This window comes from Streptomyces sp. NPDC043952 (genome assembly GCF_056435325.1).
This window is the reverse complement of record NZ_JBWKES010000021.1, coordinates 1-18,243: the sequence shown is the minus strand read 5'-3', so window position 1 is coordinate 18,243 and position 18,243 is coordinate 1. Positions and strand designations below refer to the sequence as shown.

At 75.3% G+C, this 18,243-nt stretch carries 19 protein-coding genes; 8 read left to right on the top strand and 11 right to left on the bottom strand.

Features of this window, described 5'->3' with window-relative positions:
• Positions 1 to 158: 158 nt before the first annotated feature.
• The 4 genes from AC069R_RS23035 to AC069R_RS23020 all read right to left on the bottom strand — a co-directional run bounded on the left by AC069R_RS23035 (position 159) and on the right by AC069R_RS23020 (position 4,261).
• Positions 159 to 650, bottom strand: coding sequence for a universal stress protein (locus tag AC069R_RS23035; protein ID WP_478768684.1), 492 nt, complete (start codon positions 648 to 650; stop codon positions 159 to 161).
• A 15-nt stretch (positions 651 to 665) separates the two neighbouring features.
• On the bottom strand, positions 666 to 1,919 hold the full coding sequence (locus tag AC069R_RS23030; RefSeq protein ID WP_478768760.1) for an SLC13 family permease: 1,254 nt from the start codon (positions 1,917 to 1,919) through the stop codon (positions 666 to 668).
• Positions 1,920 to 2,020: 101 nt separating this feature from the next.
• Positions 2,021 to 2,719: a DUF4232 domain-containing protein gene (locus AC069R_RS23025; protein ID WP_478768683.1), complete on the bottom strand. Its 699-nt coding sequence runs from the start codon at positions 2,717 to 2,719 to the stop codon at positions 2,021 to 2,023.
• Between the two features lie 159 nt (positions 2,720 to 2,878).
• Entirely contained in the window at positions 2,879 to 4,261 is a 1,383-nt protein-coding gene (locus AC069R_RS23020) for a serine/threonine-protein kinase (protein ID WP_478768682.1), read from the bottom strand.
• A gap of 46 nt (positions 4,262 to 4,307) precedes the next feature.
• Here AC069R_RS23020 and AC069R_RS23015 point away from each other — a divergent pair, with 46 nt between their 5' ends.
• Positions 4,308 to 4,856 (top strand): RNA polymerase sigma factor, encoded by a 549-nt coding sequence (locus tag AC069R_RS23015; RefSeq protein ID WP_478768681.1) that lies wholly within the window; start codon positions 4,308 to 4,310, stop codon positions 4,854 to 4,856.
• Positions 4,857 to 4,862: 6 nt separating this feature from the next.
• Here AC069R_RS23015 and AC069R_RS23010 read toward each other — a convergent pair whose 3' ends face one another.
• Positions 4,863 to 7,241, bottom strand: a complete 2,379-nt coding sequence (locus AC069R_RS23010; RefSeq protein WP_478768680.1) for a SpoIIE family protein phosphatase — start codon at positions 7,239 to 7,241, stop codon at positions 4,863 to 4,865.
• A 316-nt stretch (positions 7,242 to 7,557) separates the two neighbouring features.
• On the opposite strand from AC069R_RS23010, the gene AC069R_RS23005 reads away from it, so the two are divergent.
• From AC069R_RS23005 to AC069R_RS22995, 3 genes are all read left to right on the top strand, one after another.
• On the top strand, positions 7,558 to 7,797 hold the full coding sequence (locus AC069R_RS23005) for a hypothetical protein (protein WP_111581720.1): 240 nt from the start codon (positions 7,558 to 7,560) through the stop codon (positions 7,795 to 7,797).
• Positions 7,798 to 7,800: 3 nt separating this feature from the next.
• Positions 7,801 to 8,178 (top strand): toxin Doc, encoded by a 378-nt coding sequence (locus tag AC069R_RS23000; protein ID WP_285561535.1) that lies wholly within the window; start codon positions 7,801 to 7,803, stop codon positions 8,176 to 8,178.
• Positions 8,179 to 8,747: 569 nt separating this feature from the next.
• Positions 8,748 to 9,182 (top strand): subtilase-type protease inhibitor, encoded by a 435-nt coding sequence (locus AC069R_RS22995; RefSeq protein WP_478768679.1) that lies wholly within the window; start codon positions 8,748 to 8,750, stop codon positions 9,180 to 9,182.
• 215 nt (positions 9,183 to 9,397) lie between these two features.
• Here AC069R_RS22995 and AC069R_RS22990 read toward each other — a convergent pair whose 3' ends face one another.
• From AC069R_RS22990 to AC069R_RS22970, 5 genes are all read right to left on the bottom strand, one after another.
• A complete protein-coding gene (locus tag AC069R_RS22990) occupies positions 9,398 to 9,616 on the bottom strand; it encodes a CDGSH iron-sulfur domain-containing protein (protein WP_478768678.1) in 219 nt (72 codons plus the stop codon).
• Positions 9,597 to 10,271 carry a HemK2/MTQ2 family protein methyltransferase gene (locus tag AC069R_RS22985; protein ID WP_478768677.1) on the bottom strand — a complete coding sequence of 225 codons (675 nt, stop codon included), beginning with the start codon at positions 10,269 to 10,271 and terminating at the stop codon, positions 9,597 to 9,599. The genes AC069R_RS22990 and AC069R_RS22985 overlap by 20 nt, the downstream gene beginning before the upstream one ends.
• A 14-nt stretch (positions 10,272 to 10,285) precedes the next feature.
• The gene (locus tag AC069R_RS22980; RefSeq protein ID WP_478768676.1) at positions 10,286 to 11,281 is read right to left on the bottom strand and encodes an iron-containing redox enzyme family protein; all 996 of its coding nucleotides are present in this window, start codon (positions 11,279 to 11,281) and stop codon (positions 10,286 to 10,288) included.
• A gap of 28 nt (positions 11,282 to 11,309) precedes the next feature.
• Positions 11,310 to 11,501, bottom strand: coding sequence for a hypothetical protein (locus AC069R_RS22975; RefSeq protein ID WP_478768675.1), 192 nt, complete (start codon positions 11,499 to 11,501; stop codon positions 11,310 to 11,312).
• 191 nt (positions 11,502 to 11,692) lie between these two features.
• On the bottom strand, positions 11,693 to 13,198 hold the full coding sequence (locus AC069R_RS22970) for an MFS transporter (protein WP_478768674.1): 1,506 nt from the start codon (positions 13,196 to 13,198) through the stop codon (positions 11,693 to 11,695).
• Positions 13,199 to 13,497: 299 nt separating this feature from the next.
• On the opposite strand from AC069R_RS22970, the gene AC069R_RS22965 reads away from it, so the two are divergent.
• The 3 genes from AC069R_RS22965 to AC069R_RS22955 are packed head-to-tail and all read left to right on the top strand — an operon-like array spanning position 13,498 to position 16,021.
• Complete coding sequence (locus tag AC069R_RS22965) at positions 13,498 to 14,349, top strand: SDR family NAD(P)-dependent oxidoreductase (RefSeq protein WP_478768673.1); 852 nt, start codon at positions 13,498 to 13,500, stop codon at positions 14,347 to 14,349.
• 6 nt (positions 14,350 to 14,355) lie between these two features.
• Positions 14,356 to 15,267, top strand: a complete 912-nt coding sequence (locus tag AC069R_RS22960; protein WP_478768672.1) for a DMT family transporter — start codon at positions 14,356 to 14,358, stop codon at positions 15,265 to 15,267.
• A gap of 43 nt (positions 15,268 to 15,310) precedes the next feature.
• A complete protein-coding gene (locus AC069R_RS22955; RefSeq protein WP_478768759.1) occupies positions 15,311 to 16,021 on the top strand; it encodes a polysaccharide deacetylase family protein in 711 nt (236 codons plus the stop codon).
• Between the two features lie 19 nt (positions 16,022 to 16,040).
• On the opposite strand, the gene AC069R_RS22950 is transcribed toward AC069R_RS22955, so the two are convergent.
• On the bottom strand, positions 16,041 to 17,096 hold the full coding sequence (locus tag AC069R_RS22950; protein WP_478768758.1) for an MGDG synthase family glycosyltransferase: 1,056 nt from the start codon (positions 17,094 to 17,096) through the stop codon (positions 16,041 to 16,043).
• A 238-nt stretch (positions 17,097 to 17,334) separates the two neighbouring features.
• On the opposite strand from AC069R_RS22950, the gene AC069R_RS22945 reads away from it, so the two are divergent.
• Positions 17,335 to 18,147, top strand: a complete 813-nt coding sequence (locus AC069R_RS22945; RefSeq protein WP_478768671.1) for a ribonuclease BN — start codon at positions 17,335 to 17,337, stop codon at positions 18,145 to 18,147.
• The last annotated feature ends 96 nt before the right edge of the window (positions 18,148 to 18,243 follow it).

Genomic DNA, 18,243 nt, shown 5'->3' with positions numbered 1-18,243 from the left:
TACGTAGGTCTGCCGACTCTCCGCCCCCCCCCCCCCCCCCCCTCGCCCCCCCCCCCCCCCCCCCCCCCCCCCCCCCCCCCTCCGCCCCCCCCCCCCCCCCCCCCCCCCCCCCCCCCCCCCCCCGCGCCCCGCGACTTCCGTGCGGGGAACGGCTGTTGTCAGGGGTGGTGCGGCGGCGGAGGCGGGATCGTCGCCAGGCCCGGCGCCGGTTCGGGCCAGACCAGCAGGACCGGGCAGGGGGCGTGGTCGACGGCGAAGCGTACCGCCGGACCGAGGCTGCGCGGCCCGAGCCGGGAGCGGTCCCCGTCGCGCGCCAGCACCAGCAGATCGGCGCCCTCCGCGGCGGCCACCACCTCCCGCTCGACCCGGCCCGCCCGCTCCTCGCGGACACACGGCCGGCCGAGGCGCTCGGCCGCCGCCGCCAGCAGTTCGGCCGCCGAGGAATCGCCCAACTCCTCCAGCAGGGCCCCCGGATCGCGCTCCCGGTGCCCGCGGCCGAGCAGCCCCGCGAACGCGCCGTGCGCCACGCCGGGCACATCGGGCCCGCTGACGTGCAGCAGCACCACCTCGGCGGACTGCGGCGCATGGGTGCGCACGGCGTCCACACAGGCGGGCCAGGTGCCCTCGACCAGCCAGGCGATCACCCGCATCGGATCGGCCTCCCGTCAGAAAACGTGCAGCGACCCCCACAGTGCCACCACCGCGACCGCGAGGGAGGACGGCACGGCGAGCAGACCCAGCCGGGTGAACTCGCCGAGGTTCACGCCGTGCTCGTGCTGGTGCACGATCCGCCGCCACAGCAGCGTGGCCAGCGACCCGGCGTAGGTCAGGTTCGGCCCGATGTTCACCCCGAGCAGCACCGCGAGCACCGCACCGGGACCGGCCGGGGCCGCGAGGGGCAGCAGGACGAGGACGGCGGGCAGGTTGTTGACGATGTTCGCGAGGACGGCGGCCAGCGCGGCGGTCCCCAGCAGCGCGGGCAGCCCGGTGCCGCCCGGCACCACGTGCCCGAGCACATCCGCGAGCCCGTTGTCCACCACCGCCCGCACCACGATGCCCAGCGCGAGCACGAACGCGAGGAACGCCGGGGCCGCCGCCCGCACCACCGCGAGCGGGGTCGCCTCGCGGCGCAGCAGCGCCCGCCCGGCCAGCACCAGCGCCCCGGCCGCCGCCACCCAGGCGGGCTCCACACCGAAGGCCGAGGCCACCACGAACCCGGCCAGCGTGCAGGCGACGGTCACCAGCGCGAACCGGGGGAAGACGGGCGGCTCGCCCGCGTCCCGGCCCGCCGGTGCCGCCGCCGCGAGGTCACCGGCGAAGAACCGCCGGAACACCAGGTACTCGACGCCGATCGCCGCCAGCCACGGCAGCGCCATCAGCGCCGCGAACCGGGTGAAGCTCAGCCCGCTCGCCGCGAACGCCAGCAGGTTCGTCAGATTGGACACCGGCAGCAGCAGCGACGCCGTGTTCGACAGATGCGTGCAGGCGTACACATGCGGCTTGGGGCGTACGCCGGTGCGCGCGGCGGTGGCGAACACCACCGGGGTGAGCAGCACGATCGTGGCGTCCAGGCTGAGCACGGCGGTGATCGCGGAGGCGAGCACGAACACCGCCGTCAGCAGGCGCACCGGGCGCCCCGCCGCCCAGCGGGCCATCCACGCCCCGCAGGCCCGGAACAGGCCCTCCACCGCGCAGAAGTGGGCGAGCACCAGCACCGCCGCGAGGAAGCCGACCACCGGGCCGAGCTGTTCGGCCTCGGCACGGGCGTGGTCGAGGGAGATGGCGCCGGTGCCGATCGCGATCCCCGCGGCCGGGACGGCCATCACCGCCTCCGGCCACCCGAAGGGCCGTACGACGGCGAAGACGAGCACCGCGAGGAGCAGTACGGCGGCGAGTGCTTCGGCGAGCGGGCTGTTCAGGGCGGGTCCTTCCGGATGCGGTCAGGCGGTCCCGCCCATGAAAACACCCGCGCGTGAGGGCGGACGCCCCGGCCGTACGGCGACGGCCGGGGCGGGCGCCGTCAGGGCGCGGTGCCGGGGCTCAACACGGTCAGGAAGACGGCCGAGGAGTTGCCGGAGACGGGGACCTCGCCGCCCGTCCACGTCACCTTCAGATGATCGCGTTCATCCGGCGGGGTGATCAGCAGGGCCGCCGGCCGGGCCGTCTTCGCGCCGCTGACCCCCGGATTGGAGAAGGTCAGTCCGGCCCACGCGCTCTGGCCCGGCCTGAGGGTAATCGTCTTGGACGAGCCCGACTCCCGTCCGGGGTTGGGGCCGAGCTGGCCGCCGGACGCGTTCACGAAGGCCGCGCCGGGGAAGCCGCGCACCGTGCAGGTGCGCCCCGAGATGTTGGTGAGCACCACGGGGAAGTTCTCCTGCCCGGCGCCCGGATCGTTGCGGCCCACCGAGGCGCGCAGTTCGGAGGTGTGGCAGCGGGTGCTCGCCGCGGTGGTCCGGCCGCCGCCCGAGGTGGCGGACGCCCGCGTCGCCGCCGTCGAGGGGGCGCCGGTGGACGCGGAGGTGGCGGGGGAGGCCGCGGTCGTGGTGCCGGCGGCCGCCGGTGAGGAGCCGGCGGTCGCGGGCGCCGCCGTACCCGAGGACGTCATGGGGGCACTGCTGTGCACGGTCTGGCCGTTGCCGCAGGCGGTCAGCAGGCCCAGCACGGCGACCGAGCCCGCGAACAGGGCTCCGCGCCGCGCGGACCGGGGGGTGTACACCATGTCGCTCAACACTCCTGGTTGGTCGGGGCACGCGACGGACGCGTGCCTACGGTGCCGAGTGCGCCGTCACCCCACTCCGATGCACGGACCGTGGGAAAAGTTCGGAACACGGGGATTCTTTTTCCCGCTCCGGGCCCGGCCCGACCCTCGGCTCACCCCTCAGCGCACCCGCAGGGAGCGCAGTACGCCATCGGTGGCGTCGCCGTCACCCCGCTGGCGTAGCTGCGCGTACACCTGCGGTTCGCCGGCGCCGCCCGCCGGGACGAGCGCGGACTCGGTGATCGAACCGCCGTCCGGACAGCCGCTCCAGGCCCGCACCAGGCCCTGCCAGTCCGCGCTGCGGAAGGCGTGGCCGCCGGTGTAGTGACAGCCGGTGTGGGTGAGCGCCTTCACCCGCGCGGTGACATCGCCGTGCGCGCTGACCCCGACGAACACACCGTCCACCGGAGCGGCCGGATCGGGCCAGTGGGCCAGGTCGTCGGCCACCACCAGGCCCGGCTCGTCCCCCGCGCCCAGACCCAGCGCCCGCGGGTTCCAGCCGCCGTCGCGCAGCTCGCGGTCCCAGGCCGCCGGCACGCGCACGCTCACCCGGCCGCTCGCGTCCGCCACCCGCGGCTGGTCCGGGGCCCCGCCGCGGTGCGGCAGCACGGTCACCGCGACCGCCGCCACCACGGCCGCGGCCAGCGCGGCCACGGACAGCGTCACCGCGTTCAGCCGGCCGCGGACCCGGTCGAGCCGCCGCCGCCCGCGCGGCGCCGCCGCCAGCCGGTCCAGCTCCGCCGCGAACTCCCGCGCCCCCGGCCAGCGCCGCGCCCGGTCCGGCTCCAGCGCCCGCAGCAGCGCCCGCGCCACCTCCTCGCCGAGGTCCGGCCGCAGCCGCGCGGGCGGCACCACCTTGCCGGGCGGCCCCGGCACGCTCCCGGTGACCAGCTCGTAGCCGACCGCGCCCAGGCTGTAGACGTCGGCCCGCTCGTCGATGCCCGCGCCCGGCTCCGCCTGCTCCGGCGGCCGGTAGCCCGCCGAGCCCGCCGCCAGGGTCAGCACCGAGCCCTGCGCCAGGCTCTTGGCGAGCCCCAGATCGGCCAGCAGCACCCGCCGGGTACCGTCCGGGGCGGTGTGCAGCAGCACATTGGTCGGCTTGATGTCGCGGTGCACGATCCCCGCCTCGTGCAGCGCCGCCGCGGCCCGCGCCGCCTGCGCCGTCAGCGCCAGCGCCTCCGGCACCGGCAGCGGGCCGTCCTCCAGCAGAGCGGCGAGGGTGCCGCCGTCGGCGTACTCCATCACGAAGTACGGCCTGCCGTCCGGGAGTTCACCGATGTCGTAGACCTGCACCACCCGGCTGGAGCCGGCCCGGCGCAGCAGCCGCGCCTCGGACAGGAAGCGGTCCCGGACGTCCAGCCGGTGCGACCAGTTCTCGGCGAGCACCTTCACCGCCACCGGTGCCTCGAGCTCCGGGTCGTGGGCGAGCCACACGGTGGCGAAGGCGCCGGTGCCCAGCGGCCGTTCGAGGCGGTAGCGGCCGATCCGCTCCAGGGAGTGCATACGACTATCATGCCTGCCCTGAGATCGACTCGAAGGGGGCTGTGACGTGCGGGACGAGGCGCCGGTGGAGGAACTCGCCCGGCATGCCGCCGCCGGGGACCCGGCGGCCCTGGAGCGGCTGCTGACCGAGCTGCGGCCCGACGTCGTACGCCGCTGCGGACGCTTCCTGCCCTGCCGGGAGGACGCCGAGGAGGCCGCGCAGGACGTGCTGCTCCAAGTGGCCCGGCACATCGGCGGGTTCGAGGGCCGCAGTCGCTTCGGCACCTGGCTGTACACCGTGGTCGCCAACTGCTGCCGGCAGAAGTACCGCGAGCTGAAGCGGCGGGCCGCCGAGCAGCCCGCCGCCATCGAGCCGGCGCACGCCGTCGACCCGCGCACCACCAGCGTCATCGCCGGCTCACGGGTGGACCTGCTGGAGGCGCTGGAGCGGCTGGAGCGGGAGCATCCGCAGCTGGTCGCGCCGCTGGTCTACCGGGACATCTGCCAGCTGGACTACGCCGAGGCCGCCGAACGCGCGGGCATCCCGCTCGGCACCTTCAAGTCCCGCCTGCACGAGGCCCGCAAGCAGGTACGGCCCTGGCTCACCAGCCTGTGACCGCGGCTAGCGTTCCTCCTCGAACAGCGGCAGCTCGGCCCAGATCGTCTTGCCGTCGGTGGTGTGCCGGCTGCCCCAGCGCTGGGTGAGCTGGGCGACCAGCAGCAGCCCCCGGCCGCCCTCGTCGAACGTCTTGGCCCGGCGCAGATGCGGGGCGGTCGGATTGGCGTCGGAGACCTCGCAGATCAGCGTGGCCGCGTCATGGATCAGCCGGAGCCGGATCGGATGGGCGCCGTAGCGGATCGCGTTGGTGACCAGCTCGCTGACCACCAGTTCCGTGGTGAACGCGGCCTCGCCGAGCCCCCAGGTGTCCAGCTGCTCCACCACCTGCTTGCGGATCGGCGCGACCAGCGCCGGGTCCGCCGGGATGTCCCAGGTCGCCACGCGGGAGGCGGGCAGGCCCTGGGTGCGGGCGAGCAGCAGCGCCACGTCGTCGGCGGCGCCGCCGGTCGGCAGCAGGGTGCGCAGGACGCGGTCGCAGGAGACGTCCAGCGAACCGGCGCCCGTGCTCAGTGCCTGGAACAGCATCGCGCGCCCGGCGTCCCCGTCCCGCTCCCGCGAGGTGACCAGACCGTCCGTGTACAGCGCGATCACGGTGCCCTCCGCCAGCTCCACCTCGGTGGACTCGAACGGCAGCCCGCCCAGGCCCAGCGGCGGCCCCGCGGGCAGCTCCAGCTCCTGCGGGCGGCCGTCCGGCGGCAGCAGCACGGGCGGCGGATGCCCGGCGCGGGCCAGCGTGCAGCGCCGCGACACCGGGTCGTAGACCGCGTACAGACAGGTCGCGCCGACCTCGCCGGTGGCGCCGTCGCCGCCCGCCTCCTCGGCGAGCCGCACCACCAGGTCATCCAGGTGCGTGAGCAGTTCGTCCGGCGCGAGGTCGATGTCCGCGAGGGTGCGTACGGCGGTGCGCAGCCGGCCCATGGTGGCCGATGCCTGGATGCCGTGCCCGACCACGTCCCCGACGACCATCGCGACCCGCAGCCCCGACAGCTGGATCACGTCGAACCAGTCGCCGCCCACCCCCGCCCGCGCCGCCGGCAGATACCGGGAGGACGCCTCCAGCGCCGCCGTGCGCGGCAACGTACGGGGCAGCAGGCTGCGTTGCAGGGCGAGGGCGGTCTCCCGCTCCCGCGAGTAGCGCCGGGCGTTGTCGATGCAGACGGCGGCGCGGGTGGTGATCTCCTCGGCCAGCAGCCGGTCGTCGGAGTCGAAGCCGTCCGGGCGCCGGTGCCGGACGAAGACCGCGACCCCCAGGGTGAGCCCGCGGGCTCGCACCGGGACCGACATCGTGGAGTGGATGCCGAAGGCCCGCACCTGCCGGGTGCGGGCGCTGTTCCAGTTCATCCACGGATGCATGTCGCCCGCGGACTTCGAGGCGATGATGGTGCGGCCCGCGGTCAGCGAGTCCGCCTGCGGGGAGCCGCCCGGATAGCGCTCGGTCTGCCCCGGCTCCATCACCGCCTCCGGCACCCCGTCCAGGACGGAGCGGTGGGCGGCCCGGCGCAGCGTCACCGGGGTGGCGATGCGGGCCGGGGGCTCACCGCCGTACTCCTCGGGGTCCAGCAGGTCGATGGTGACGAAGTCGGCGAGCGCCGGCACGCACATGTCGGCCAGCTCCTGCGCCGTACGGGTGACGTCGAGGGTGGTGCCGATGCGCACGCTCGCCTCGTTGACGAGCTGGAGCCGCTGCCGCGCCCGGTGGTTGTCGCTGACGTCGTGCGCCGCCAGGCACACGCCCCGCACCCGGCCCGCGCGGTCCCTCACCGGCGCCATCCGGGCGAGCCAGGCGTGCGCCCGGCTCTCGCCGCCCGCCCGCATGAACGTCTGCACGTCCAGCGGCCGGCCGGTGTCCAGCACCTCGCGCAGGCCCCGCGCCAGCTCCTCGCTCTCCGGCCCGTCGACCAGCTCCGTGAAGCGCAGGCCCCGCGCGTGGTCCTCCGGCAGCCCGGAGACCTCGGCCATGGCGTCGTTCATCCGGCGCAGCCGCAGCTCCTCGTCGTACACCGCGGTGGCGCACGGCGACTGGACCAGGCCCGCCTCGCCCAGCGGGTCGTCCGCGGCGGGCGGCTCGGTACGGCGCACCGGGGCGACCAGCACCCACCGGTTCCCCGCGCCGTCGGCGGCCGGGCGGTAGCGGGCGAGCAGCCATACGTCGACGCTGTGGCCGTCGAGGTGGCGCACGGCGAGCGTGCCGTGCCAGCGGGAACCGCGCGGCAGGTCGGGCGCGGGGCCGGTGAGCAGGTTCGCGGCGGGGCGGCCCAGCACCGCATCGGCCCGGTGGCCGAGCAGGCGCCGCGCGCCCTCGTTCCACTCGATCAGTGTTCCGTCGTCATCGATGACAGCTCGGGCCGTCGCCGCCTCGTCGAACGGATAGACCCGGCTCATCGTCGCCGCTCCCAAGCGCACACTCACAGTCAACAGGTGGCACCCCTCGCGACCCCCAGCCTAGTGCTTCCCGCACCCCGCCGGACGCCGGGCCCCGGACGGACGCCGGGGACCTGCCGGTCGCGGTGGTCGGGCGGTGGTGGTCAGGTGGCGTCGTGGGTCCGGGCAGAGCGCAGCCCGGTTTCCGGGAGGCTCCGCGCGGGAGGCGGCACCGCGGATGCCGTTCACCGCCTCCCGCGCGGCGGCCGGTACCGTACGGGATGTGAGGTGACCTGCGGATATTTACGGGTGAGTACCCGAGCGGTACGGTTTGGCCATGCCAGCTCTCAACGTGGAGTTCAGTGACCGGGAACTAGAGGACCTGCGGCAGATCGCCAAGGAGCGCGGTACGTCGATGAAGGCCCTCGTCCGCGAGGCCGCCGCCGCCGACATCGCCCGGCACCGGGCGCTGAAGGAGGGCGCCGCGGCGTTCCGCAGCTTCTTCACCGCGCACGCCGAGGAGTTCGCCGCCGCGTTCCCCGAGGACGAACCGCCCGCGCGGGGCGAGGCCGCCTGAGTGATGCCGCCCGTCATCCACATCGATGTCCCGTGGCTGCTCCAGCGGCATGAAGAGGTCCTGCCCGAGCAGCCCGCGGTGGACGACTTCTCCGCGCTGGTGGCCGCCGTCGCCCGGCACCGGGTCGATCCGCCCCGGCTCGGCGTGGACTCCGACCCCGCCTGGCGGGCCGCCGCCCTGCTGCACACCCTGGCCCTGCTCAAGCCGCTGCCCGCGGCCAACGCCCGCTTCGCCTGCGCCACCGCGGTCGCCTACATGTTCGTCAGCGGCGTCGGCATCGACCCGCCGTACGGCGCGCTGGTGGACCTCGCCCGCGACCTGATCTCCGGCAAGACGGACGTGTACGGCGCGGCGGACCGGCTCCGCTCCTGGCAGATCTGAACGCTGGGCGCGGCGGCGGCAGTCGGCGTCCGGGGCCGGCCATCTCCCGTCAGGGTCCGGGCCGTTCGGCTGCGCGCGCTGGTCGTTCGTCCTCGCCAGCCTCGCCAGCCTCGCCAGCCTCGCCAGCCTCGCCAGCCTCGCCAGCCTCGCCGCTGGCGCCGTGCCCGGCCTCCCCCTGGTGCTCGCCGCCGTCCACCCCCTGATCCGCCGCCCGGTCGCCAGCTTCAGCGTGCGCCCTCGGGCCGACGCTCGGGGCGGTGATCACCGGGTGAACACAGGGAGTCATGAAGGGGGTTCCGGGCGGCCGTGTCGGAATGTTTCCGGACGATTAAATAACCGCTGATTTTCGGCCAATTGACGACTTCCGCAGGGCCGCCGCCGCCCAGTTCCAGGCTCTCGGCGTTCGAATTCCGTGACTTCACGCCACTGCTTCAACACGAAATGTTACCGAAACCTGTGGGGTCGATGTGTGTTTCCGGCGGGGACTCGGCAGAGTGGCGCTCGCCGGTCCGACGTCCCACCGGAAACGGAACCGGCACCCGTCTAGTTCGAGCGGAAGGATGCACACCATGCGGAACACCGCGCGCTGGGCAGCGGCCCTCGGCCTCACGGCCGTCGCCGTCTGCGGACCCCTGACCGGGGCCGCCGTCGCCGCCCCGGACGCCGCCCCGGCCTCGCTCTACGCCCCATCGGCGCTGGTGCTGACCATCGGCCACGGCGGCGACGCGGCCACCGCGACCCCCGAACGCGCCGTCACCCTCACCTGCGCCCCGTCCCCCGGCGGCACCCACCCGGCAGCCACCGAGGCATGCGCCGAACTGCGCGGGGTCGGCGGTGACTTCGCGGCCCTCAAGGCCCGCGAGGGCGTCTGGTGCAACAAGCTCTACGACCCCGTGGTCGTCACCGCCCAGGGCGTGTGGCAGGGCCAGCGGGTCTCCTACGAGCGCACGTTCGGCAACTCCTGTGAGCGGGACGCCGTCGGCGGCAGCCTCTTCGCGTTCTAGCGGGAGCTGCCCGAGGACCGGGATCGCAGGGTCTCCGTACACACCGGATCAGGACCGTGACTGGGGAGTGCGGACCTCTCGGAACGGGGAACCCGCGATCTCGCGCCGGACCGCCGGGCGAAGTGGGGTCGCCCGCCGGATCGCCGGCACACAGAGCCGCTCCCCGGACAGGCCCGTGGGGGGCCTTCCGGGGAGCGGCGAAAAACGAACGGTGCTCAGGCCTTGCGCCGGTGGCTGGTGTCGCACCAGGGATAGCGGCGACTGCGCCGGCAGGTGCACAGAGCGACACGGAAGCGGTCGGAGGACACCGTCGTACCGTCCTCCAGTTCGACCTCGACCGGACCCTCCACGAGCAGCGGCCCCCGCCGCTGCACGGTGATCCGGCGGGCCCGCTCGGCGGGCTCCCGGCCGCGGTCAGCGGATTCGTTCGGCACGGATCACCACCAGCTCCTCCGTCTTCTCGTGCGGCGCGAGCAGCCCGCGCCGGCGCAGCCACTCCTCCCGTGAGCGCAGCACGGGCCCGAGCGCGATCCAGCGCCGCCGCACCACCGCGGCCTTCAGACCCGCGTCGCGCAGCAGTTCCAGGGTGCGGTCGGGATCGCTCAGCGCGGACTGCACGATCAGCACCACGCCCCGCGGCGCCAGCAGCCGGGGGGCGCCCCGGCAGATCCGGTCCAGCAGCAGCCGCCCGTCATGGCCCGCGTCCCAGGCGCGGGACCGGCCGCGCGGCCCGCGCCCGCCGTGCGGGGCGGGGACGTAGGGCGGGTTCGCGAGGATCAGGTCGTACGACTGCCCGTGCGCGGGGGCGAAGAGGTCGCCGCGCCGGATCCGCACCGGCAGCCCGAACAGCAGCGCGTTCAGCCGGGCCGTCCACACCGCCCGCCGGGACACGTCCACGGCGGTCACCCGCGCACCCCGCCGGGCCGCCGCGAGCGCCAGCGCCCCGCTCCCGGTGCCCACGTCGAGCACCCGCGCCCCGGCCCGTACCGGCTCCTCGCGCAGGGCCTCGGCCAGCAGCGCGGTGTCGTCCTGAGGGGCGTAGACGCCCGGAAGCAGCAAAGCGATCACGTTCCGCGAGTACCCGAACATTCGGGAAATATGGGTCACGCCGCGCTCGGCTGCTCAAGGGGGACGCGCAGCGCCGAGCGGCCCGCGCGCCAGTCGGCGAGCAGCCGCCGGGCGAGCCGGTCCTCCAGGTACTCGGTCGCGTCGATGCCGAAGGCGATGTCCGCCGCCAACTCCGGTTCCTCCTCCAGCAGTCCGCCGATCACCTCGTGCCGGACCACCTGCTCGTGCACGGCGTCCGCCTCCACGTGCTCGTCGTAGAAGAACTGCGCGGCCGGCCCCGCGCCGGTGCGGCGCAGCGCCTCGGCGAGCCGCCGGGAGCCGGGGGAGGAGGTGATCTCCACCTCCGCGAAGTGGCCGACCAGCGCGCCGCGCAGGGCGCGGTGCAGGCCGAACAGGGACATCAGGTTGACGACGGCCAGCATCTCGGCGGGCGCCGCGTCCAGATAGCGGCCGTACGCGGTGTCCAGGCCCAGGTCCCGCATCAGCTCGGCGAACAGGCGCGCGTGCACCCGCTCGGCCCGGCCGCCGCCGAACTCGTCGTACTCCACCGCCGCCATCGCCGCCTTCGCCCGGCCCCACAGCCGGGGCAGCACCCAGGCGTGCGGGTCGGCCTCTTTGAGGTGGTACAGGGAGCGCAGCGCCGCATACTCGCGCAGCTGCCACGACTCGCCCTCGGCGCACAGGAAATGGGTGACGCCCGTGCCCTCGGCGGGCTCCACCAGGAGCGCGCCGAGCGCGTCGTCCAGGCTTTCGTGCCCCGGCGTGTCGGCGCGCAGCGCGGCCAGGAAGCGGCGCTCCAGCGCGGCCCGCACCCGCAGCAGGTCCGGGTCCCACTCGGCCTCGGCGGGCACGCCCGCGAAGCCGCGGTAGTGCAGCTCGTAGCAGAGGTACAGGGCGAGCTGCGGGTCGTCGGCGTACGGGTCCCCGCAGTCGGCGGGGTCGGGGAGCGGTCCGGTGCGGCTCAGGTGGGCGATGAGCGCGGCGGACAGCGGCCCCCGTGCGGGGGGCAGCTCGGGTCCTCGTGGGTTCATGGTGGCCAAGTACCCGGAACCTGGCAGGTCAGTGGTGCCGTCCGGGTGTCGTCCGGTCGCCGCTCGACTGCTCCTGGGCGCCGGTGTTCGGGGAGATGGCGTCCCCCGCCTCGCCGCCGCCTTGGCCCTTCTCGTCGCGCAGCTCGGCCTCCTCGGCCTCGTGCAGCACTTCCTCCAGCGCCGTCTCGGGCCGCTTGCCGTGCTCGTCCCCGCCGGACATGGCGTCTCCTTCCCGTAGGTGGTCGTCCCCGCAGGGGATCGTCCTGACCCGCTCCCGGTACCCGGACCCGCCGGGATCAAGCCTGGGTCCCGGCCTGGCCGGGCACGGGCGAGGGACCGCCGTCTCCCTGCGGACGGCGGCCCCTCCCCGGATCGGGTGGCCCCCCGGCGGCTCTGCGGGGCCGGCCGGTCTCACATGTGGACGACCGTTGCCGCGCCCGCGTCCTGCCGCGGCACGCCGCGCCGGTAGAGCAGGAAGGCGAGCACCGTGCCCGCGGCGAAGAAGCCGGCCGACCACCAGAAGGCGGTGGTGTAGCTCTCGATCGTGGCCTGCGCCTGGACGAGCTTGCTGGTGGCGTCGCGGCCGCTCAGGTAATGCGTGGCGGCGCTGGTGGCGAGGGTGTTGAGCAGGGCGGTGCCGACCGAGCCGCCGACCTGCTGCATGGCGTTGACGCTCGCGGAGGCGACGCCCGCGTCCTCCGCGGCGACCCCGCCGGTGGCCAGCTGCATGGCGGGCGGCATCACCAGGCCGAGGCCGAGGCCGGTCACGATCAGCTGCGGCAGGACGGCGCCGCTGTAGTGCGAGCCGAGGCCGATGCCGGTCAGCCAGGCCATGCCGGCCATCGCGATGGCGAAGCCCAGCGGGATGACCGCCTTCGGGCCGAGGCGCGGCACCAGGAGTGTGGTGCCCAGCTGCGCGGCCACCATCAGCGCGCCGACCATCGGCAGGAACGCCACACCGGTCTTGGTGGGGCTGAAGCCGAGGTTGAGCTGGAGGTAGTAGGTGAGGAAGAGGAACACGCCGAACATGCCGGCGCCGGTGATCAGCACGGAGAGGAAGGAGGCCGCCCGGTTGCGGTCCAGGAGGATCCGCAGCGGCAGCAGCGGGTGCGCGGCGCGGGTCTGCCACCAGGTGAACGCGGTGAGCAGCAGGGCGCCGGCGATCAGGAAGCCCCAGGTCAGCGGGGAGTGCCAGTGGTGGGTCTCGGCGTTGGAGAAGCCGTAGACCACGGAGAAGAGACCGGCGGCGACCAGGACCGTGCCGGGTACGTCCAGCTTGGCGTGGGCCGCGTCGCGGTGGTTGCCGAGCAGGATCCAGCCGCCCGCGAAGGCGATGACCGCGATGGCCACGTTCACGTACAGCGTCCAGCGCCAGTCCAGGGCGTCGGTGAGCAGCCCGCCGAGCAGCAGGCCGACCGCGCCGCCGGCGCCGGCGATCGCGCCGTAGACGCTGAACGCGCGGGCCCGCTCGCGGGCGTCGGTGAAGGTGGTGTTGAGCAGCGACAGCGCGGCCGGTGCGAGCAGCGCGCCGAAGGCGCCCTGGAGGGCGCGGGCGGTGACCAGCATGGCGAAGCCGTTCGCGGCACCGCCGAGCGCGGAGGCCCCGGCGAAGCCGACGACACCGACGAGGAAGGCGGGCTTGCGGCCGAACAGGTCGGCGATGCGGCCGCCGAGCAGCAGCAGCGAGGCGAAGGCCAGCGCGTAGGCGGTGACGATCCACTGCCGGTTGCCGTCGGAGAAGCCCAGGTCGCGCTGGGCGGAGGGCAGGGCGATGTTCACGATCGTGGCGTCGAGGACCACCATCAGCTGGGCGACGGCGATCACCGCGAGGATCCACCACCGCCGGGGCGAAGCACCGTCCGGTGCTGGCGCCCCGGTCCCCGTGCGGGGCGCGTCGGACAGGGTTTTCTGGGACATGGGGAACCACTCCAGGGAAGTCGTTCGCGTGCGGGTCATGCGGTGTACATAAACGAAACGGTTTCGTACGCATCGAGCCTAGACCAGCTTCAGCGAAACGGCAATGTTTCGCTGAGCCCGGTGGCAAGGCCCGGCCCGCCGCCCCCGCCGCCCCCGTCCGCCTTCCGTCCGTCTGTCGTCCCCCCGTCCGCGCCGCTTCCGCGTGCGCACAGATCGCGGGTGTGGCGCCCTGGATACACCGCGAAGGTTCGGCCCATGAGCTCGCGGACCCCGAACGCCGTCGCAGTGAGGTCGCCACCATGTCCCACGCCCCGTCCCCCGCAGGACCGTCGGACCGCGCTCGCCCGGTGACGGAGTCCGGCCCGGCGGCGGTTCTCGGCGCCCGGCCCGCCGAGCCGCGGGCGCCCCGCGCCACCGCCCTGGTGACCGGCGCCTCCTCCGGTATCGGCGCCGCCGTGGCCCGCCGGCTGGCCGCAGAAGGGGGCTGGCGGCTGGTGCTCAACGGCCGCGACCTCACCCGTCTGGAGCAGGTGGCCGCCGGGATGTCGGCCCTGACCGTCGTCGCCGACCTCGGCCTCCCCGGAGCCGACCGCCGGGTCACCGAGGCCGCCCTCGGCCACCTGGGCCGCGTGGACCTGCTCGTGGCGGGCGCCGGCGTCGGCTGGGCCGGCGATTTCACCGGTATGCCCCGCGCCCGCATCGACGAACTGGTCGGCACCGATCTGCTGGCCACCCTGCACCTCGTACGCGGCCTGGTGCCGCACATGGTCGCGGCCGGCTCCGGGCGGATCGTGCTGCTCGGCTCCGTCGCGGGAAGTGTGGGCGTGCGCGGCGAGGCCGTCTACTCCGCGGTCAAGGCCGCCGTCGCCGCGTTCGCCGACGCGCTGCGCTACGAACTGCGCGGCACCGGCGTCGGCGTCACCCATGTGGTCCCCGGCGTCGTCGACACCCCCTTCTTCGACCGGCGCGGCGCCCCCTACCTGCGCTCCTGGCCCCGCCCGGTGCCGCCCGAGCGGGTCGCCGACGCCGTGCTCACCGCCGTACGGCGCGGCACCGACGAGGTGTACGTGCCCGGCTGGCTGCGGCTGCCCGCCCGTGTGCGCGGCGCCGCGCCGGGGCTCTACCGGCGGCTCGCCGCCCGCTTCGGGTGAGCGCCGGTGCTCGCGCTCACGGTCGCCCTGGCCCTGTGCTCGGCACTGGCGAACGCCGCCTCCTCGGTGCTCCAGCGCCGGGCCGCCGCGGTGGACGCCCCGGCGGAGCCCGGCGGCGCGGGCGCGCTGCTGCGGGGGCTGCGCCGGCTGCTGCGGCGCCCGGACTGGCTGGCCGGGGTCGGCCTGCTGATGCTGTCCGCCCTCATGCAGGCATGGGCGCTGGCCGTGGGCAGCCTGTCCCTGGTGCAGCCGCTGCTCGCCACCGAGCTGCTGTTCACGCTGATCGTGGGCGGCCTCGTCTTCCGCCGCCGCCCGGACCGCCGCACCTGGCTGGCGTTCGCCGCGCTCGCCGTGGGGCTGGCCGTCTTCCTGCTGTCGGCCGCGCCGCGACCGGGCCGCGACGACGCCACCTCCCGCGCGTGGCTGATGGCGGGCGGGGTGGCCTGCTGTGTCGTCGTGCTGCTGGTGCTGGCCGCCCGCACGGTACGGGGGCCCGCCCGCGCGGCGCTGCTGGGCCTCGGCTCCGCCGTGTCCTTCGCGACCACCGCGGCGCTGCTCAAGGAGACCGTGGGACGGCTGCGGCTGGGGCCCGGCGTGATGTTCTCCCACTGGTCGCCGTACGCCACCGCCGCCGTCGGGCTCGTCGCCTTCCTGCTGCTCCAGAGCGCGCTCGGCGCCGGCTCGCTGGCCGCCTCCCAGCCCGCGCTCACCCTGGGCGACGCGCTCACCAGCGTGGCGCTCGGCTGGGCGCTGTTCGCGGAGTCCGTGCAGCTCGGGCTGCGGATCATCCCGGAGATCATCGGCATCGCGCTGATCGGCGCGGGCAGCGTCGGGCTGGCCAACGCGCCCTCCGTCCTGCGGGGCTGGGACACGCCCGCCGAGGCGGACGACGCCCAGATCGGGACGTGCCGTGAGTGAGCGCCCGCCCGCCTGGCGGGGGCCCGCCCCGTCCGCGCGCGCCCTGCGGACGGCCGCCGCCCTGCTGCCGCTCGGGCTCGCGGGCGCCCATATCGGACCGGCCGCCACCTGGCTCCCGGCCGTACGGCTGCCGCTGTTCCCCCGGCTGGCCGGCACCGGAGCGCGCCACCATGTCGCCCTGACCTTCGACGACGGCCCCGACCCGGTCGCCACGCCCCGCTTCCTGGACGCCCTGGACGCGCTCGGCGTGCGCGCCACCTTCTTCGTGCTCGGCGAGCCCGCGGTGCGCCACCCCGCGCTGGTCGCCGAGACCGCCCGGCGCGGGCACGAGCTGGCGGTGCACGGCTGGAGCCACGACCGGCCCTGGCGCCCCGCCCTCGCCGGCGAACGGGCGGGCGTCGCCCGCACCGCCCGCGCCGTGCACGACCTCACCGGCCGGCGCCCCCGCTGGTACCGGCCGCCCTACGGCATCCTCACCTCGTCCCGCTGGCTGGCCGCCCGGCGCGCCGGGCTGCGGCCGGTGCTGTGGTCGGCCTGGGGCAAGGACTGGCGCGCGGACGCCACCGCGGAGTCGGTCCGCGCCCTGGTCACCGCGCAGCTGCGGGGCGGCGGCACGATCCTGCTGCACGACTCCGACCGGCAGTCCGCGCCCGGCTGCTGGCGCTCCGCGCTCGACGCCCTGCCCGGCATCGTCCGGGACTGCCGGGAGGCGGGGCTGACGGTGGGGCCGCTGGGGGAGCACGGGATCGGCTGAGCGGCACGGGTGCCGCTGATCAGGAAGCCGGCGGCCCGGCGAGTTTCGCCACCGCCGCCATCGGGTCCGACCGGAACAGGGCGCGGGCCCGCGCCGCCCTCCGGGGGGCGGCCGACGGAACGTCCGCCAGGGCCTTCAGCAGCGCGGGCGGGTCCGGGGCGAGGGCCGACAGGCCGAGGTCGGCCATCCGGCGGACGCCCTCCAGGCCGTGGCCCGGCAGGGGACGGTAGCCGATGACCGGCAGGCCCGCCGCGAGGGCCTGCACGGCGGTCTGCCCGGCCGCGTTGTCCAGCAGGGCGTGGGACGCGCCGAACAGTCCGGGCATGTCCGCGACCCAGTCGAGGGCGAGCACGCCGGGAAGGCGGCCGACCCGCTCGTACAGCCGCCGGTTACGGCCGCACAGCATCACCGGCAGGTATCCGGCGCCGGCGAGCAGCGCGGCGGTGGCGTCCGGCCGGGACGCCGCGCCCCAGGCACCCGCCGACAGCAGCACCGGCGCACGCCCCGGCGCGTGCCCGGCGAACCGCTCCCGCCAGCGCTCCGCGCCCGGCGCCGGCGCCAGGAACCCCGGCGCCACGGCGGGACCGGTCGGCACGGCTGGCACCCCCAGGCTCCGGTGCACCTCGCGGGCCGCCGCCTCCGTCAGGCACAGATAGCGGTCGTTGCCCGGATGCAGCCACTGCCGGTGCACGGCGAAGTCGACCAGGTAGACCGCGCTCGGCACCCGCAGCCGCCGCCGGGCCCGCAGATGCCCGGTCAGCTGGGCGGCCAGATGGAAGACCGACACCACCACATCGGCGTCCACCCGGTCCACGAGGGCGAGCAGCCGCTGACCGGCGAGCCGCGCCAGCGGTACCCCGCTCGGCCGGGTGCCGGGCTCGCCGCGCAGGAACGCGTCGTAGATCCCGGCGTACACCCAGGGCGCGTGCCGGACCACCGCCTGGTACCAGCCGCGCAGCCCCGCCCCGAGCCCGCGGGGCAGCAGCGCCAGCACGTCGACGACGTACGGCTCATGGCCGTAACGCACGGCCCGGCGCGCCAGTTCGGCGGCGACCGTGTCATGGCCGGCCCCCATGCTCGCGCTCAGGATCAGCGTCCGGCGCCGCCGGGGCACCTCGGCAGATGCACACACGGGGTCCGATTCTCCGGGGCGGAGCTGCTCCCACGGGGCAACCGGGGGCCGTGTCGCGGCGCGTCGCCGGACCCGACTGGCCCTCTCCTCGGTGGCGGGACGCCCGGACCGTGCCACAGTGAAGCCAGGCGCGCGTTCCTGCCGGACCCGCACGCGCGCGGCGGTGCGTACGGGAGGTGCGGTGAGTCGGTTGCGGCGCGGCCTGCACCGCGCTTGGCGGTGGATCCGCGTCCAGGCCCTGTTCGAGCACGGCCGGGAGCTGGAGCTGATGCACCGGGCGATGGGCTTCGCCACCCTCGCGCTGGTGACGCTGGCCCCGCTGCTGATCGTGGTCGCCGCCGCCGACCCGCTGGTGCAGGGCGGGTTCGCCTCCTGGCTGACCGACGGGATGGGGCTGTCCGGACCGTCGGCGCGCGTGGTCACGGACGTGATCAGCCCCCCGCTCCACGTCATCGGCACCACCAGCGCCTGGAGCGCCGTACTGCTCGCCGTGTTCGGCGTGTCCTTCGGCGGCAGTGTGCAGAACGCCTACGAACGCATCTGGGGCCTGGCCGCCGGGCCCTGGCACCGGGTGTGGCGGCAGGCCACCTGGCTGATCGTGCTGACGGCGTACCTCTACCAGGAGGTGGCGACCAAGGCGGCGCTGCACGGCTCCCAGCGGATCCTGCTGTCCGGGCTCAGCGGAGTGCTGTTCTTCTGGTGGGGGCAGCACTTCCTGCTGGGCGACCAGATCCGCTGGCGGCAACTGCTGCCGGGCGCGCTGGCCACCATGGTGGGCCTCGCCGGACTGCGCGCCTTCTCCTACCTCGTCTTCACGCCCCTCATCGTCACCAACGCCCTGAGCTACGGCGCGGTCGGCACCGTCCTCGTCCTGGAGTCCTGGCTGATCGGCGTCGGCTTCGTCATCTACGGCGGCGCCCTGTTCGGCCGCTGGTTCTGCGAGCACCACTGGATGCCGTCGCACCACCGAGACGAGGAGGAGGGGGAGAGCTAGGTGTATTGCCCCGTGAGGTTGGGGACGCGGCTGGCGGGTGGTTTACCTGCGAGCGCGGTGTGTCCGCGGTGGTGATTGTAGGTGTGCAGCCAGGCG